The organism is Poseidonibacter parvus (genome assembly GCF_001956695.1).
GTDB classification, from domain to species: Bacteria; Campylobacterota; Campylobacteria; order Campylobacterales; family Arcobacteraceae; genus Poseidonibacter; species Poseidonibacter parvus.
Map to the genome: position 1 here is coordinate 575112 of NZ_CP019070.1, position 17832 is coordinate 592943.

The window sequence follows — 17832 nt, forward strand, 5'->3', positions numbered from 1 at the left end:
TTTAGGGTCTAAATATAAAGTTTTCACTTCCATTTACAACATGAAAAATCGTAATATCATATTTTTTTGAATAATACTTAAGTAATAACTTCTGTAGTGTTGGTTCAATTGAAGGTGTAAACCATGCATTATTAGAAGTTGCAATCATATATTTAACATCATTTAAATTTTCAAATATTTTATCCGTTGTTGCTTCATAACATATTGCATTTCTGAACTTTTGTCCTTTTATTTCAAAATCAGTTGCTTCAGAAGCTTTTGCATAATCTTGTGCACCATTGTAAAAAATATCATTAATTATATTAACAAGAAATTTTGGAAAAGGTATTTCTTCACCAAAGGGAACCAAAACAACTTTTTTTGCAATTTTAACAATACCATTTGATATGTGATAAGTTGCATTATAGTATTGATTATCTTCTAAAAATAAAGAACCCGTAATAATATCAATTTTGTATGATTTATCTTTTAATTGTTTTAATAAAACTTCATCTTTATTTAAAAGTGTTGGATATGCAGTTTCCGGTAAAATTACTAAATCTTTTTTATTTTCAATTGCTTTGTTTATTTCAAACAAATTCTTTTCAAATATTGTATTTCTGTAATCTTTTTCCCATTTAAGATTTTGTTTTATATTCATTTGTGGCATAGCTATTTTCGCATTTGGATTGTCTATATATAAACCATTTTGAATATTTATTGCAAAAAGTAGTGGAAGAATTGATAATATTTTCATTCTATGAAGTTTTATCATCAAAAATAATGAAAGTAAAATTAATGCAAAATCTTCTTTCGACGTACCTAAATATGAATCAATAAATATAAGTTCAAACTTCATCCAATTAAAACCAAAAGGAGCTATAAATGTAAATGTAAATATTAAAATTAGTCTTATTGATGTTTTATCAAATATAGCAAATATTAAAAAAATCAAGCCATAAACAAGGCCAATTAAAATTAACAAAATTGGAGTTAAATAAACTAAATCATAATATTCTAAACTTACAGTCATCCAATAACACCATAAAACACCAGTTGTGAAACCTGCAAAAAATACAGATGGTCTTGGAATAGTAAGTAAAAAATATAGTCCTAAAAGCCCTAAAACTGTATTGATAAATCTATATTCGATGTTAAAATAACTTAAGTAAATAAAAGCACTTAATAAAATGCCAGTAATCAAGCCCTTTATTATAAATTTTTTGTTAAAATTAGCGCGTTTTACTAAAAACAAAATAAACTACTTATAAAAAGGAAATTTAATGGACAGTTCAAGTACTGATTTAATAAGCTCATTATTACCTCTTGTTGCATTATTTGCAATATTTTACTTCTTAATCATTAGACCACAACAAAAACAAGCTAAAGCTCATAAAGAGATGATTGCTAACTTAAAAAAAGGTGATAAGATTGTAACAAATGGAGGCTTAATCGTAGAAGTTTCTAATGTAGGTGAAGAAAGCCTTACTGTTAAAAATAGTGACGGTGCAGAAATGAAGCTTGTTAAAGAGTTTGTTTCTAAACTTTTAGAAGACTAAACTTCATTATATAAAACATGTAAATTATTTACATGTTTTACACTTCAAAATACAAAACCCTTACTAAGGACCAAGATTGAAAATCTTTAATTATAGACTTGTTATCTTTGCATTAAGTATTATATTTGGTGTTGTTTTTGCAATTCCATCTTTTTTACAAACAGATAGCGGAAAAAAAATATCTCTAGGACTTGATTTACAAGGTGGACTTCACATGCGACTTGGTGTGAATACTCATGAAGCCGTAATTTCTAAAATCAAAACAATTGCAACAACAGTAAAATATTATGCTGATGATGAAGACTTACTTATTGATGGTTTATCTATTGATGATGAAAGTGTTAACTTTACTGTATTAGATAAAGACGAAATTCCAAAAATGGATGAAATGTTAAAGCAAATAAAAGGGCTTGAAGTTTCAAAAAACGACTTATCTTATACTCTTATTTTGACAGCAGATGATATAGAAAAAACAAAAGATTCAGCAGTATCACAAGCTGTTGAAACAATTAGAAATAGACTTGACCAATTTGGACTTGCTGAGCCTTCTGTTGTAAGACAAGGTGCTACTGATATTGTAGTAGAATTGCCAGGAATTAAAACTCAAGCTGAAGAAAAAGCAGCAAGAGAACTTATTTCAAAACCTGCAAAACTAGAACTTATGGAAGTTGATGAAGAAAGAGCTGATCAAGTATATACACTTACAAGATCACAAGCTTCTGAATATGGTGACATAATTTTAGAAGATACAAATGATGTTAATAGAAAATATCTAGTAAAAGAAATTCCAATTTTAAATGGTTCTCAAGTAATTGATGCACAAGTTGCATTTGATCAAGGGAATCAACCTATAATTAACTTTACACTTAACTCTACAGGTGCTAGAATTTTTGGAGACTTTACAGGAAGAAGTGTAGGAAAAAGATTAGCAGTTGTTTTAGATGGGAAAGTATATTCAGCACCTAATATTAGAGAAAGAATCGGTGGTGGTTCTGGACAAATATCTGGAGGATTTTCAACTTTAGAAGCGGGAAACGTTGCAATTGCTTTAAGATCAGGAGCATTACCTGCTTCTGTTAATTTACTTGAAAAAAGATCTGTTGGACCATCACTTGGTGCTGATTCAATTAAAGCTTCTACAATTGCTTTAGTTTCAGGTTTTTTAATAGTATTTGTATTTATGATAGTTTATTACAGACGTGCTGGAGTTATTGCAAATATTGCATTAATTACAAATATTTTCATAATCATCTCGGTTATGGCAATGTTTGGAGCAACACTTACTTTACCTGGTATGGCAGGAATTGTATTAACAGTTGGTATGGCTGTTGATGCTAATGTTATTATTAGTGAAAGAATTAGAGAATTATTAAAAGCTGGAAACTCAGTTGCAAAATCTATCGAAGATGGATACTCAAATGCAATGAGAGCAATTTTAGATGCAAATGTTACAACACTTTTAGTTGCTGTAATTTTATATGCATATGGAACAGGACCTATTAAAGGTTTCGCTGTTACTATTTCTATTGGTATTTTAGCTTCTATGTTAACTGCAATTTTAGGTACTCATGGTATCTATGAAGCATTGCAAGGAAAAATATCAAAAGATAAAGACTTAAAAAAATGGTTTGGAGTTAGCTAATGGAAATTTTTAAATCAAATAAAATTTATAATTTTATGGGAAGTAGATTACCTTTCTTAGGTTTATCTTCTTTATTAGTTATTGCTTCAATTGTTTTATTGTTTACAAAAGGTCTTAATTTTGGTATTGATTTTGAAGGAGGAACTATTGTTCAAGCTAAATATGAACAAAAAGCTCCAATAAATGATATTAGAAATATTTTAAAAGATACAAAATACAATAATGCTTCAATTACTGAATTTGGAAGCCCTGATGAAGTTGTAATTAGAATTACAGGTTCATCTTCAAATATTGCAAATGATATTGGTGATGAAATGCACCAAATATTAAAACCAACTGGTGATTTTGAAATCAGAAGAGTTGATATTGTAGGACCAAAAGTAGGTGGTGAATTAAGAGAAAAAGGTATCATGGCTTTAGCTTTATCTTTAATTGTAATTTTAGCTTATGTATCATTCAGATTTGAATGGCGTTTTGCAGTTGCTTCTATTTTAGCACTTGCTCATGATATTATAATTGCAATGGGTGCTATTAGTTTATTTAGCATTGAAGTTAATCTTGATATTTTAGCTGCGATCTTAACAATTTTAGGATACTCTCTTAATGATACTATTATTGTATTTGATAGAATTAGAGAAGGTGTTCAAACTTCAAAAGAGTCTATTTTAGAAAAAGTTGTAAATGAATCTGTAAGTAAAACTTTATCAAGAACTACTCTTACTTCATTAACAACATTCTTTGTTGTTGTAACGCTTTATTTATTCGGTGGTGAGATTATTAATGGATTTGCCTTTACAATGCTTGTAGGAGTTATTGTAGGTACTTATTCATCTATATTTATTGCAGCATCTTTTTTAGTTCAATTAAAATTCTCAATTGATGATTTTAGAACTAAAGAAGCAAATAAATTAAAAAGACAAAAAGAAAAGGATAAAATGAGAGCTATGTACGAACAAGGTACTATGTAATTATTTTATAATTTAAAAGTTTGTTTAAAAAGGCTAAGAAGTTTCTTCTTAGCCTTTTTTTATTTAAGACTATTTAATTATATTTGATAAAGTTACATCAAATAATGGAAAAGATTGGGTATTGGCATTTATTTGGATAGTTATTTTAGAACTTTTTTCTAGTATTCTAGAGTATATTTATCTTGATGTTGGAAAAGCTTATGTTTTTCATATGGAAGAGAGTATTTTCAAAGAACTTTTAATCTCTGCAATTTTTGTATCTTTTGTTTGGTATCTTGTAAGTAGTATTATATTTATGTATAGAAAACAGTTTGTAATATTAAGCTTGTATGGTTCAGTTTGTATTTATCTTGCAATTACACATGACTTGACTTTTAATTTATTACTTCATAACCTAAATCCTTTTGAGTTAGGAATTGATGGTTTTGGCTTTTATATGATTTTTCAAGTGCTGTTAAAAATAGTTATTATCTACTTATTAATTAAAATGTTTTTAGCTATCAAAACTAAAAAGCAAAGTTAGTAGAAGCAATTTATTATTAAAAATTAGCTATTATCTCCTATTAATTTAAAAGTAAAACTATAAAAGGATAAAAATGGATTGGGGTAAAGTAACATATATATTTTTCTCACTAATGTCTCTTACAACTACAGCTGGGTTTTTATATGAACAAAATGAAATAGCATTATTCATAGCAGCAGGTGTAAATGTAATATCAACAGTTTTAAAACTTGGTGTTAAAAACTTATTAGCAGCAGAATTACTAGCAAGTTCATTAGTAGCAGATTTACATCTAATTCCAGCATTTATGGTATTAACTTTTATGAATGATATATCTTTAGCAATTTCATTAGCTATTGGTGCAGTTGTTGCAAATATTTTCTCAATAGCCTTAGCATTAATAGAAAGCGCAAAAAGTCAAGACAAGGAAGAATTTTAATGGAATACAGTGCAAAAGCAATTGAAGATAAATGGCAAAAATTTTGGAGCGAAAATAAATCTTTCGAACCAGAAGATGATAAAAGTAAAGAAAAAAAATATATCTTAAGTATGTTTCCCTACCCAAGTGGACGGATTCACATGGGGCATGTTAGAAACTACTGTTTAGGTGATGCTTTTGCTAGACACTTTAGAAAATCTGATTTTAACGTTTTACATCCAATTGGTTGGGATAGTTTTGGAATGCCAGCTGAAAATGCAGCAATAAAACATAAGTCACATCCTAAAAAATGGACTTATGAAAATATTGATTATATGAAAGATGAGTTAAAAGGTTTAGGTTTATCTTTCTCTGAAACTAGAGAGTTTGCTACTTCTGATGAGTTATATACAAAATGGGAACAAGAATTCATCATAAAAATGTATGAAGAAGAGTTATTATATAGAAAATCTACAACAGTTAATTGGTGTGAACCTTGTCATACAGTTTTAGCAAATGAACAAGTAGAAGAAGGATGTTGTTGGAGATGTGACACACCTGTTGAGCAAAAAGAAATGCCAGGATATTATATTGGTATTACAAAATATGCACAAGAATTACTTGATGATTTAGATGGACTAAAAGACACATGGCCTTCACAAGTTTTAACAATGCAAGAAAATTGGATTGGGAGAAGTGAAGGTTTAGAGTTTAAATTTGAATTATCTATTGATGCAAAAAATAAATTAAATAGATCTTTTTCTAAATATTTAGTATTTACAACTAGACCTGATACAATTTATGGAATTTCATATTCAGCACTTGCACCAGAACATCCAATTGTTAAGTATATTTTAGAACATAAGTTGTTACCTGAGAAAAAACTTCAAGCAATTAAAGATATGCAAAAAGTAAGTGAAAGAGATAGAGCAACACAAAATAAAGCTGGAGTATCATTAGAAATTGATGTAATGCATCCTTTAACTGGTGAAACAATTCCTGTATGGGTTGCAAACTTTGTTTTAGCTTCTTATGGTGGAGGTGCAGTAATGGCTGTTCCTGCTCATGATCAAAGAGACTTTGAATTTGCAAAACAATATGATTTACCAATAAAACAAGTAATTGTAGGAAGTGATGGTTTAATCGAAAATCAAACAGAAGCTTATGTCTTTGAAGGTGAATTAATTAATTCTGAAAGTTTTACAGGATTAAAAAATACAAAAGCTAAAAAAGCTATAACTTACCATTTTGAGCAAAATTCATTAGGTATAAAAAAAGTTAATTTCAAATTAAGAGATTGGGGAATTTCAAGACAAAGATATTGGGGAGCTCCTATTCCATTTGTTCATTGTGATTCTTGTGGATTAGTTCCTGAAAAAAGTGAGAACTTACCAATTGCATTACCTGAAGATGTAGAAATTACAGGTGAGGGTAATCCTTTAGATACTCATCCTACATGGAAATATACATCTTGTCCTAAATGTGGAAAAGATGCTACAAGAGAAACTGATACTTTAGATACCTTTGTACAATCATCATGGTATTTCTTAAGATATGCAACAAATCCTAAAAAATGGAATGAAGAAGGTATTTCAAAAGAAGATAGTGATTACTGGATGGATGTAGATCAATATATTGGTGGAATTGAACATGCAATTTTACACCTTTTATATGCAAGATTCTTTACAAAAGCACTTAATTCTTTAGGATATACAAACTCAAAAGAACCCTTTAAAAAACTTCTTACACAAGGTATGGTTTTAAAAGATGGTGCTAAGATGTCAAAATCTAAAGGAAATGTAGTTGATCCTGATTTAATTGTTAAAAACTATGGTGCTGATACTGCAAGATTATTTATGATGTTCGCTGCACCTCCAACTAAAGAATTAGAGTGGAATGATTCAGCAGTTGAAGGAGCATTTAGATTTATTAAAAAGTTCTTTGAACGTGCTTCAAATGTTACTCAAGTTGGAGTAGATGGTTTTAAAAATATTAATCATAATGATTTAAGTAAAGATGAAAAAAATGCTAGAAAAAAAGTATATGAAGCTTTACAAAAATCTAATGAAGTATTTAATAAAACATACACATTTAATACTTTAATAGCTTCATCAATGGAAGCTTTAAATGCCTTATCATCACAAAAAAATGAGCTTGTTTGGACAGAAGGGTATTATATATTATCTAATATTTTAGAGCCTATTATTCCTCATGCTTGTTGGGAAATATCTAATTCATTATTTAAAAAAGAGAATTTCAATAATACTTTAGAAGTAAAAGAAGAAGTTTTCCAAATGGATTCAATAAATTTAGCTGTTACTATTAATGGTAAGAAAAGATGTGAAATTGAAGTTGAACCAAATGCCTCAAAAGAAGATATTTTAGCTCTTGCAAAAGAAAATTCACAAAAATGGATTGAAGGTAAAGAAATTATAAAAGAAATCGTAGTACCTAATAAATTAGTAAACTTAGTAATCAAAGGATAATTAAAGTATGAAAAGTATAAATAATATTAAAAAAGTGCTATTTGTACTTTTAACTTTAAGCCTTTGTTTTTTTACTCTTAATGGCTGCGGATATAAGCCTACAGTTTCTTATGCGAAAAAAGAATTAGCAGGAAAAGTATTTGTGAATTTATTTGTTAATATAAAAGACCCAAGAAATTCTGTTTTAATAAAAGATTCAATGAACCAATTATTAGTACAAAAATTAGGGGCTAAATTAGTTTATGATGAAGCACAAGCTGATACTGTTATGAACTTAAAAATAAATTCAGTTGATATGTCTGTTTTACAATATGATAGTGAAGGATATAATCAACTTTACAGAGCTAGTGTAAATATTTTAGTAAGTTATACTAAAAAAGAGAAAAATATCCCAACAACATTTACTGTTAGTGGAGAAAATGATTTCTCAGTTGGTGATGACGACGATGATACTATTACTGATACAATTAGATTTGAAGCGATTAAAGAAGCTTCAGATGATGCTTTAGATGAAGTATTATCAAAAATTGCAGTAGCTTCATTTAGAAAATAATTAATGAATCTTGATTTAAAAAAAGCTTCATTATCACAATTTTTAGAGTTTAAAACTCTTTATTATGACAAGATTGATTTTACAACAGTAAAATCTTCTTGGGAAATGCTATCTAAAAAAATTAATCTACCTTTTGTAATTCATCTTGTTGGAACAAATGGAAAAGGAAGTACAGGAAGGTTTTTAGCTCACTATTTGAATAAAAGTAATTACAAGGTTTTACATTATAGCTCTCCACATATTATTAAATTAAATGAACGAATTTGGATTAATGGTAGCGATGTAAATGATTTTGATTTAGAAGAAGCACATCAATTTTTACAAGAGTTATATCCTTTAGATTTATTAGAAAAACTTACTTATTTTGAGTATCTTACACTTTTATCGTTTTATTTATCAAAAAATTGTGATTATCTTGTACTTGAAGCTGGTTTAGGTGGTGAGTTTGATGCTACAAATGTAGTTAAAAATGATTTATCTTTAATAACTACAATTGATTTAGACCATCAAAGCTTTTTAGGAAATACTGTAGAAGAAATAGCTGAAACTAAAATGCGTTCAGTTGATAAAAAAATGCTAATTGGGTACCAACTTCATGATAGTGTAAAACAAAGTGCACAAAAAGTAAAAGAACAAATATTAAAAGAAAGAAATATAAATATTGAAATCGACTATGTAGAAAACTTTGAAAAATATTCTTTAGATAAAAAGTTTGCAACTTATTTAAAACGTAATTTACATCTAGTAATCAAATGTTTAGAAGAGCTAAAGATTCCTCTTAATTTAGATTTTTTTGATGATGTTGAACTTTTTGGAAGATGTCAGAAAATTAGAAAAAATATAACTATTGATGTAGGGCATAATCCTCTTGCTGCAAAAGTTTTAAAAGAAGAATTTAAAGATAAAAAAATTACATTGATATATAATTCATATGCAGATAAAGATTATGAAGAAGTTTTAAGAATATTAAAACCAATAATAAATAAAATAATTATAATTGAACTTGATGATAAAAGGATTGTTCCTAAAAATAATTTATTAAAAATTATAGATAAATTGAATATAATAAATGAAGAAATAATTGAAATTAATGATAATGAAGAGTATTTAGTCTTTGGTTCATTTTTAGTTGTTGAAAAATTCTTATATTTGATTGGGATAAATGAAAAATAGATTAATAATTACTGTTTCAGATATAAAAGGAACAAAGTCTTATAATATACATCAGCTATTGAAAAAAGTTCTGGTTTCTGTAATATTAATTGTTTTATTAGTATTAGCTTGTAGTTTTTGGTTTATATCGTATTTAGATAATGAAGTCACAAGTGTTAAAAAAAATAAAGAAATAGAATTTAAAATATTAAATGAAAAAGAAGAAAAACTTCTTGCTCAAAATAAACTTTATTCAATACAAATAAAAAGTAAAATTAATGATATTGATGAATTAAATCAAAAACTTGATGAAATTCACACAATTATTGGAGTTGGCAAAAATGCAACTAAAGATGAAATTAGTAAAAAAACTTTGTCTGCAATTAATCTTAAAAAGAAAAAATATACTTTAAGAGTAATTCCAAATGGTAAACCACTTGATAAAATTAAGGTTTCTTCAAACTTTGGTTATAGAATAAATCCAATAACAAAAAGAAAACAATTTCATCGCGGTATTGATTTAGCAGCTCCTAGAAAAACGCCAATCCGTGCTACTGCTGATGGAATAGTAGAACATGTGCAAAGTAAAAATGTAGGAGATTATGGTAGAGTTATAAAAGTAAGCCATAATTATGGATTTAAGACTACTTTTGCTCATATGCATAAAACTTATGTTAAAGTTGGTGAAATAGTAAAGAAAGGCCAAATTATAGGTCTAGTAGGTAGTTCAGGTAGGAGCTCAGGTCCACATTTACATTATGAAATTAGATATGCAAGTACATTACTTAGTCCAAAAAATTTTATAAATTGGAATCTTAATACGTATGAGAGTATTTTCAAAAAAGAAAGGAAAGTTGAATGGGAGTCTTTAATAAATCTGATAAAGGATCAACACCCAATGGAGCTACTGTAATAGCTCAAGGAACATGTATTATTGGTGGTATTAATACAAAAGGTACAGTTCATATTGATGGAAAGTTTGAAGGTGTTATTTTAGAAGCTGATGTAATTTCAATAGGTCTTACAGGTGAAGTTATTGGAGATATAAAAGCAAATAATTTAGTAGTAAATGGTCTGTTTGATGGAAAAATTGATTGCAATATTGTTCAAATTTTAGCAGAAGGAAAAGTAATTGGTGATATGCAATATAATGAACTAATTATAGAATCTAATGGAAAGTTTGAAGGAAGAGGAATTAGAAAGAATTCTGATTTAAAAAGTCGATACAATGAAGTTGAGCAAAAGATTAATAATATTATTGTTTCACCTTCTGCAATAGCTCATGACAAGTCTTGAAAAAAAACTAGAAGATCTTTATTTACAAAAAGAAAATATTGACGTACAGATTAAAGAACTTGAAGATAAAATAAAAAGTGAAAAAACTAAAAAATCATCAAAAACTACATTTTCAAAACTTGAAAAAATAGATATATTTAAATCACTATTTATTGCACGTTTTGATATTTATGCAAAAAAATGGATTTCTAAGGATGGAAATAAACAAGGGTTTTATCCTGTTACACAAACCTTTCAAGGTGAAGATTTTATACCTATTACAAATAAAGAAATAGAAGCACATTTAAGAGGTTTACTACATCTTGCAACTTATTGTATTGATTCAAATAATTTATCAAAATTTATTGCTTTTGAAATTTTAGATGAAGATAAATTTAAACTTCAAATTGCTTTGAACTCTCTAAATATTAGAGCTTATTATGAATTAAATACTTATAATTCTTTAGTAGCATGGATATTTTTAGAAGAAGCAATAGATAGTAAAATTGTTTATAATTTTGCTTCATATATTTTAAAAAAAGCAAATATAAATGCAAAAACATACCCAAATCAAGAATTCTCAAATAAATCAAATTTAGGTAATTGCATTGAAATTCCTTTGCATTTAAAAAATAGAGAAAAGAATAAAACTATTTTTATTGATGCAAACACAAATAAAATATATGAAGACCAATGGGTAGTTTTAAATAATGTTCAAAAAGTTTCAAAACAAATTATTTATAATAACACACAAACAAGTTCAAGTTTAAATGAAGAAAAAGATTTTGGGAATATTGATTTTCCACTTGATTGTATAGATATGGTTTCATATGATTATTTATATATTCCAACTGCAAAGTTGTCAAAAAGTTTAATTAATAAATTGAAATCTTTTGCATCTTTTGAAAATCCTCAAATAAAAGTATTATTGGCTTTACGAAAGCCTTTGTACAATACTCCACGACTTATACAAAGCTTTGAAGAAGATAACACTCACTTAATGCTTCCAAGAGGTTTACAATCGAAAGTTTGTGATTTTTTTACTTCAAATGCAGTGTCTTTTAATGTTGAAAATAAAAGATATTTTAACTCATGTGAAACTAAAAAAGTGCAATTTACTTTAAGACCAGAACAAAATGATGCTATAAACCAGATTTTGAAAAATGATTTTTGTATTTGTGTTGCACCTCCAGGTTTTGGTAAAACTTTACTTGGTGCGAAAATGTTTGAAAAAAGAGCTTGTTCAACTTTAATAGTAGTTAATAAAAATATGCTCTTAAATCAATGGATAGAAAGATTTGTTGATTATTTTGGATATGACAAAAAAGATATAGGATACCTTGGAAAAAGCCAAAATAAATTAAATGGAATTATTGATGTTGCAACAATGCAAAGTTTAAAAAATAATCCAGATTATATACATAATTATTCTTTTGTAATTGTTGATGAATGTCATCATATACCAGCTCTTACTTTTGAGCAAATAATCAAAAAATTTAGAGGGAAATATATTTTAGGTTTAAGTGCAACTCCTAATAGAAAAGATGGGTTACAGCCAATTTTATATCAACAATTAGGAAATGTTGCCTATGAATATAAAAAGAAAAGAACACATACAAATAAACTTGAAGTTGTAAGAACAGATTTTATTTGTCAAGCTGATAATTATGCAAGTATAATAAATGAACTTTGTATTGATGAAAATAGAAATAATTTAATAATTGATGCAATAAAGAACAATATTAATAGAAAAATTTTACTTTTAACTGATAGAATAGAGCATATAAATATTCTAGAGCATTTATTGATGTGTGAGAATATTGATTATGTAAGTATACATGGAAGTCAAAATAAAAAAGAACAAGTTAAAAATATGAATTTAGTAAAACAAAAATCTTTGATTCTTGCTACTACTTCTTATTTTGGTGAAGGAATTGATTTCCCTCATTTAAATACTATTCTTTTTGCAACGCCAATTTCATATTATGGAAGGTTAGTTCAATATCTAGGACGAATAGGAAGAGGAAATCAAGAGTGTTTAGCTATTGATTTTTTAGATTCAAATAATGCAATGCTTAATTCAGCTTTCAAAAAAAGAGCTGAAGGTTATAAGCAAATGCATTACAAATAAAAAAAGGAGTATATAAAATGTTAGGAATAATTGTTGCGACAATATTTATTGCATTAGTAATAAATTTAATTTTAAAAAAATTTCAATTACCCACTATTATAGGTTATATTATCACAGGGACTATCATTGCTTACTCTTTTAATTTACACGATGCTGTAAATAATCATGATTTAAAAGAAATAGCAGAGTTTGGGGTAGTATTTTTAATGTTTACAATTGGATTAGAATTCTCAATTGAACATTTAAAAAAGATGAAAAAAGAGGTTTTCTTCACAGGTTCTTTGCAGATTATTCTTACAACAATTTTTGTTTTTTTAGTGTCTCATTACGCAATTGGTTTAGATGTTAAATCTTCAATGGTAATAGGTGCTGCACTTTCTTTATCTTCAACTGCAATTGTTTTAAAAACCTTTAATGAAACAAAAGAGATTAAAAAACCTTATGGAAAAAGAGTTCTTGGTATTTTAATTATGCAAGACATTGCTGTAATTCCTATTTTATTAATGATATCATTTTTCACAATGGGTGAAGAAAGTAGTGTTGCATATATGATTTTTGAAACACTTATTGCTGCTGTTGTATTATTAGGCTTATTGTTTTTATCAGGTAAATATTTGCTTGAGCCTTTTTTAACACATGTATCAAAAACAAAGTCTGATGAATTATTCGTGGCTTCTGTTTTACTTCTAGCAATTGGATCATCATACTTAGCTTACTATTTCGGTTTTTCATACTCACTTGGTGCATTTATCGCAGGTATGATGATTGCAGAAACAAAATTTAAACATCAAGTGGAAGCTGACCTTATTCCTTTTAGAAATATTTTATTAGGTGTGTTTTTTATAACAGTTGGAATGCAAATTAATTTTACAGTAATTTCAGATTATATTTTAATTATTCTTGTTTTACTTCCGGTTTTAATGGGTCTTAAATATCTAATTATTTATTCATTAGTTAGGCTTGATGATACAAGAAGAGTTGCTTTTAAAACAGCATTCTCACTAATTCAAATAGGAGAGTTTTCTTTAGCAATTTTAGAATTAGGAAGAAGCCAAGGTTTAGTTGATCCAACATATTCACAAATTTTAATTGTAACTATAGTAATTTCTATGATATTAACACCTATAATTCTAAAAAACCTATCAAAAGCAGCAGGATTATTAATAAGCGAAGATCCTTTAGTTGTAAATACTACATACAATATTGATAAAGATACAGAAAACCATGTTGTTGTTTTAGGATATGGAAGATATGGACAAGCAATTGTTGAAGAGCTTAAATCTTTAGGTCAAAAATATATTATTATTGAGCATAATGTACAGTTTTTCCAACTTGGACAAGATAGGAAAGAACCAATTGTATTTGGAAATGCAGCGCAAAGACATATTTTAACATCTGTAAATGTTACTAGTTCATCAGCTGTAATTGTTGCAGTTAATAATCCTGAAGCCTTACATTTAATTTGTGAAGCAGTTGATTCTTTAACACATAATACAAAAACAATCGTTACAGTTACAACAGAGAGTGAAAAAGAGACTTTAGAAAGTTTACATTTACAACATATTGTAGTTGAAACTAAGCATTTATCAAAAGCAGTTGTTGATGAAGTTATGTATTGTAGACTTGATTAGATAGAGAGTTATTCTCTATCTATATATCTTTTTCTTGGAGCATTTTTAATTTTATTTACATTTACTAAAATAAAACCATCAACACAATCTGCAAAATCTTGATCTACATTAAAACCTAAAAATTTTACACCACCTTCTTCAGTGATTTCACTGTATTGTTTGTATAAAGTTGGAACAGAAACTCCCATCCCTAAAAGAGTAGATTTTAAAAATTTAAAATCTTTTTTCTTATCATCTAAGCAAAATAGCCCTTTAATCTCATTTATATTATTTGAATATTGATAAGGAAGTTTAGGACTTACTAATTGTTTTGGCTCTTTGAAATAATGTGAATAATAGAATATCATCATATCTTTTGCAATACTTGGAAAACTTGCACTAATACTTACAGGACCAAACATATACTTAATATTTGGATTCTTTTTTAAATAAGCTCCAATTCCATACCATAAATAATCAAGTGCTCTCGTACCCCAGTATTTTGGTTGAACAAAACTACGTCCAAGTTCAATAGAGTTTTTTAAATATGGAGTTAACCCTTCATTATATTTAAATAAAGTATTTGAATAAAAACCTTTTACTCCAATATTCTTAAAGATAAAATTAGCATTACCAATTCGATATGAACCTACAATTTCTAAGTCATTCTCATCCCAAAGAATAATATGTTGATAATATATATCATATTTATCAGTATCTCTTTTTTTATTTATACCTTCGCCAACTTTCCTAAAAGATAGCTCTCTTAATCGTCCTAGTTCTTTTAATACAATTGAATCATCTGAGTAATCATATAGATATATTTTTTTCCCATCATTTGTCTCTCCAATTAATTGAGAAGATTTTAATTCATTAATTAGATCTTGTCTTTTTTGAGGATGTGCAATTGCACTTTGTGTTTGGAAAAAACTCTTTTTTCTTTTTTTTAGTGAGTATAAATGTTTTTTATAAAGATTAATTAAATATTTTTTATCTAAGCCTTTTGGTTTAATATTTTCATTTGGAATAATTTCTCCAATTTTAATATTTATTCTTTTTGACTTTTTATTAAACATCTCATTTGAAAGTAAGAGTGTTGAAAAAGTTTTATTTATTAGAGAAATAGTATAAAATGTTTTAGAGTTTTTTGCATCTAAAAATATTGGTAGAATTGGAGAGTTTGAATTTTGTGCGAAATTTAAAAAGCCTTTACTCCATGAAGGATCTTTTATTCCTTTTCCACTAGCACGACTTACTTCACCTGCTGGAAAAATAATGATTGCTTCTTCATTTTTTAGAGCTTCATATATCTTTTTTATGTCTTTTTTTGATTGTCTAATTTTATAATTATCAATTGGAATTAAAAGATTATTTAAAGCATCAAAACCTACAAGAAAATCATTGGCTACTATTTTTACATCTGATCTTACTTGAGAAATCAATCTTAGTAAACAAAGGGCATCTAAACCTCCTAAAGGATGGTTTGCAATAATCACTACTTTTCCTGAACTTGGAATATTTTGTAAATCTGTACTTGAAACATTATAATCAAAATCGAAATAATCTAATACGCAATCAACAAACTCAAGCCCTTTTAAATGTGAGTTTTCTTTTAAAAATTTGTTTATAGAGTCTTCATGGACTATTCTTTTAGCAATTTTAAATAGAGATTTTTTTAAGAAGTCTTGTTTCTTGTTTATATTTGGAAACTTCTTTTCTATTTCTTTTTGTACATCTATCATATGTAATCCTTTTTTTTATTGTAATAATCTTTGATTACAAAGTGGTAACAGCCCTAAGAAAAGAAATAAGTTTTTAAAAATATTTTTTATGTTAAAATCACTTTTTAAAAAAGGATTTTTTACATGAATAAATCAGATATCACTAATATACTTACAATTTTAATAATGGCTTATGGTTACTCAAATGGCTATGATATAATTTTTACTGTTGGGCTATTTGCTCTAAGTGGAGCAATTACAAATACTCTTGCGATTCACATGCTTTTTGAAAAAGTCCCTTATCTTTATGGAAGTGGAGTAATTGAAAAGAATTTTGGAAAGTTTAAAAATTCAATCCATAATTTATTAATGAATCAATTTTTTACAAAAGAGAATTTATCAAGATTTTTTCAAGATGAGATGAATAGTGCAAAAAATACAATAGATTTTGAAAAGATATTAAATAAAACAGATTTTACACCTGCTTATAATTCTTTAAAAGAATCAGTAATGGAATCATCTTTTGGAGGAATGTTAGGAATGTTTGGTGGAGAGGCTGCACTTGAACCTTTAAAAGAGCCTTTTACAAATAAACTTCAATCTTCAATTGTAGATATCACAAAATCAAAAGCTTTCCAAGATGTACTAGAAGAAGCTTTAAAATCAGATAGTTTATCAGATGATATATATGAAAAATTAAGTTCAATTGTAAATAAAAGATTAGATGAATTAACACCTTCAATGGTAAAAGTTATGGTTCAAAATATTATAAAAGAACATTTAGGTTGGTTAGTTGTTTGGGGTGCAGTATTTGGTGGACTAATTGGATTTGTTTCTACTTTTCTTTAAATAGTTTATAAGTAGGCTTTTAAAGCCTACTTAGTAATTCATTTTTCTTTGTATTAAATTCATTATCAGAAAGAATACCTGCTTGATGTAAACGACCAAGTTGTTCAATCATTTCTATAATTTCATTAGATGATTCATTTTTAGTAGAATTAGGTATAGGTGCTTCTTCAATAACAGCAGAAGGTTCTATAAAGTTTGTTTGAGGTGTTTGCGAAAAATCATTGTTTTGCATAGATGGAATATTTCCTCCTGAGATTATTGGAAGAGAAGAAACACTAATTGTTCCATATTGACTAGAAAAAGTAAGAGAGTTATCTCCTCCTTGTTGTTGTGAAACTCCACCTATATTATTATCTAGTGTATCATATACAGTTACTTCAGAGTTTACTTCAACAGCAAGTCTATTTGGGAAAACTGCATATCTTGTATTATTTTGTGAACCGCTTGAAAAAGGAACTCCTAATTCCTTTGGCCACCATTGATTACTTCCTGGTGTTCCTGCTTCAATAACAGGAAAAACTTGCACACTTAATAATGCATTTGAGATTTCAGAACACAAATTATCGACAGTATTTTTAAGGCCATTATTAAACATGTCACCTACCATAGTCATCCCACCTTGCATCCATTGACCTGAACCACCTAGTTCTGGAGAATTAAACTGTGCCATTGTTCCTCCCCCAGTATTTACAGCTCCAATCATATGAATGATGGCATCTGCACTTAAGTTGTATTTATTTGATAGATTATTTACTAGGTTTTGACCTTCTTGTGTAAGTGTTTGCAAAATTTTTCCTTTTAATTTGTTTAAAGTTTTTATGTGACATTCTATCATAGTTTAACATTGTAGATGTTTTTAAATTTATTCAGATTGCTATTTATTTCGCATGTTCTTTGTTTATAATAAATAATTGTTGAATAAATCATATTTAATTGTCTAAATGATATATAATATACAAATAGTAATGCAATTTAATTTTATTTCAG

Annotated in this window: 16 protein-coding genes; 13 read left to right on the top strand and 3 right to left on the bottom strand. The window is 27.2% G+C overall.

Features of this window, described 5'->3' with window-relative positions; translation table 11 throughout:
- Position 1: 1 nt before the first annotated feature.
- On the bottom strand, positions 2-1234 hold the full coding sequence (locus tag LPB137_RS02835) for an apolipoprotein N-acyltransferase (protein ID WP_076084124.1): 1233 nt from the start codon (positions 1232-1234) through the stop codon (positions 2-4).
- A gap of 28 nt (positions 1235-1262) precedes the next feature.
- Here LPB137_RS02835 and yajC point away from each other — a divergent pair, with 28 nt between their 5' ends.
- From yajC to LPB137_RS02895, 12 genes are all read left to right on the top strand, one after another.
- Positions 1263-1538 (top strand): preprotein translocase subunit YajC, encoded by a 276-nt coding sequence (yajC, locus tag LPB137_RS02840; protein ID WP_076084127.1) that lies wholly within the window; start codon positions 1263-1265, stop codon positions 1536-1538.
- Positions 1539-1614: 76 nt separating this feature from the next.
- Entirely contained in the window at positions 1615-3180 is a 1566-nt protein-coding gene (gene secD / locus LPB137_RS02845) for a protein translocase subunit SecD (protein WP_076084130.1), read from the top strand.
- Complete coding sequence (gene secF, locus LPB137_RS02850) at positions 3180-4148, top strand: protein translocase subunit SecF (protein WP_076084133.1); 969 nt, start codon at positions 3180-3182, stop codon at positions 4146-4148. Before secD ends, secF begins: the two co-directional genes overlap by 1 nt.
- Before the next feature lie 121 nt (positions 4149-4269).
- A complete protein-coding gene (locus LPB137_RS02855; RefSeq protein WP_076084136.1) occupies positions 4270-4671 on the top strand; it encodes a hypothetical protein in 402 nt (133 codons plus the stop codon).
- A 73-nt stretch (positions 4672-4744) separates the two neighbouring features.
- Entirely contained in the window at positions 4745-5089 is a 345-nt protein-coding gene (locus tag LPB137_RS02860; protein ID WP_076084139.1) for a DUF6394 family protein, read from the top strand.
- Positions 5089-7554 (top strand): leucine--tRNA ligase, encoded by a 2466-nt coding sequence (gene leuS, locus LPB137_RS02865; RefSeq protein WP_076084142.1) that lies wholly within the window; start codon positions 5089-5091, stop codon positions 7552-7554. Before LPB137_RS02860 ends, leuS begins: the two co-directional genes overlap by 1 nt.
- 7 nt (positions 7555-7561) lie before the next feature.
- Entirely contained in the window at positions 7562-8107 is a 546-nt protein-coding gene (gene lptE, locus LPB137_RS02870) for an LPS assembly lipoprotein LptE (RefSeq protein WP_228144686.1), read from the top strand.
- A gap of 3 nt (positions 8108-8110) precedes the next feature.
- Positions 8111-9280 carry a Mur ligase family protein gene (locus tag LPB137_RS02875; protein ID WP_076084145.1) on the top strand — a complete coding sequence of 390 codons (1170 nt, stop codon included), beginning with the start codon at positions 8111-8113 and terminating at the stop codon, positions 9278-9280.
- Positions 9270-10172, top strand: a complete 903-nt coding sequence (locus LPB137_RS02880; protein ID WP_076084148.1) for a M23 family metallopeptidase — start codon at positions 9270-9272, stop codon at positions 10170-10172. The genes LPB137_RS02875 and LPB137_RS02880 overlap by 11 nt, the downstream gene beginning before the upstream one ends.
- Complete coding sequence (locus tag LPB137_RS02885; RefSeq protein WP_076084151.1) at positions 10118-10555, top strand: bactofilin family protein; 438 nt, start codon at positions 10118-10120, stop codon at positions 10553-10555. Before LPB137_RS02880 ends, LPB137_RS02885 begins: the two co-directional genes overlap by 55 nt.
- On the top strand, positions 10542-12665 hold the full coding sequence (locus tag LPB137_RS02890) for a DEAD/DEAH box helicase (RefSeq protein WP_076084154.1): 2124 nt from the start codon (positions 10542-10544) through the stop codon (positions 12663-12665). The genes LPB137_RS02885 and LPB137_RS02890 overlap by 14 nt, the downstream gene beginning before the upstream one ends.
- Positions 12666-12682: 17 nt before the next feature.
- Positions 12683-14296: a cation:proton antiporter gene (locus tag LPB137_RS02895; protein ID WP_076084157.1), complete on the top strand. Its 1614-nt coding sequence runs from the start codon at positions 12683-12685 to the stop codon at positions 14294-14296.
- 8 nt (positions 14297-14304) lie between these two features.
- On the opposite strand, the gene olsF is transcribed toward LPB137_RS02895, so the two are convergent.
- Positions 14305-16017, bottom strand: a complete 1713-nt coding sequence (olsF, locus tag LPB137_RS02900) for a bifunctional ornithine lipid synthase OlsF (protein ID WP_076084160.1) — start codon at positions 16015-16017, stop codon at positions 14305-14307.
- Positions 16018-16140: 123 nt separating this feature from the next.
- Between olsF and LPB137_RS02905 the strand changes: the two genes are divergently transcribed.
- Positions 16141-16845: a DUF445 domain-containing protein gene (locus LPB137_RS02905; RefSeq protein WP_076084163.1), complete on the top strand. Its 705-nt coding sequence runs from the start codon at positions 16141-16143 to the stop codon at positions 16843-16845.
- Between the two features lie 19 nt (positions 16846-16864).
- On the opposite strand, the gene LPB137_RS02910 is transcribed toward LPB137_RS02905, so the two are convergent.
- Positions 16865-17632, bottom strand: a complete 768-nt coding sequence (locus tag LPB137_RS02910; RefSeq protein ID WP_076084165.1) for an SHOCT domain-containing protein — start codon at positions 17630-17632, stop codon at positions 16865-16867.
- Positions 17633-17832: the final 200 nt, after the last annotated feature.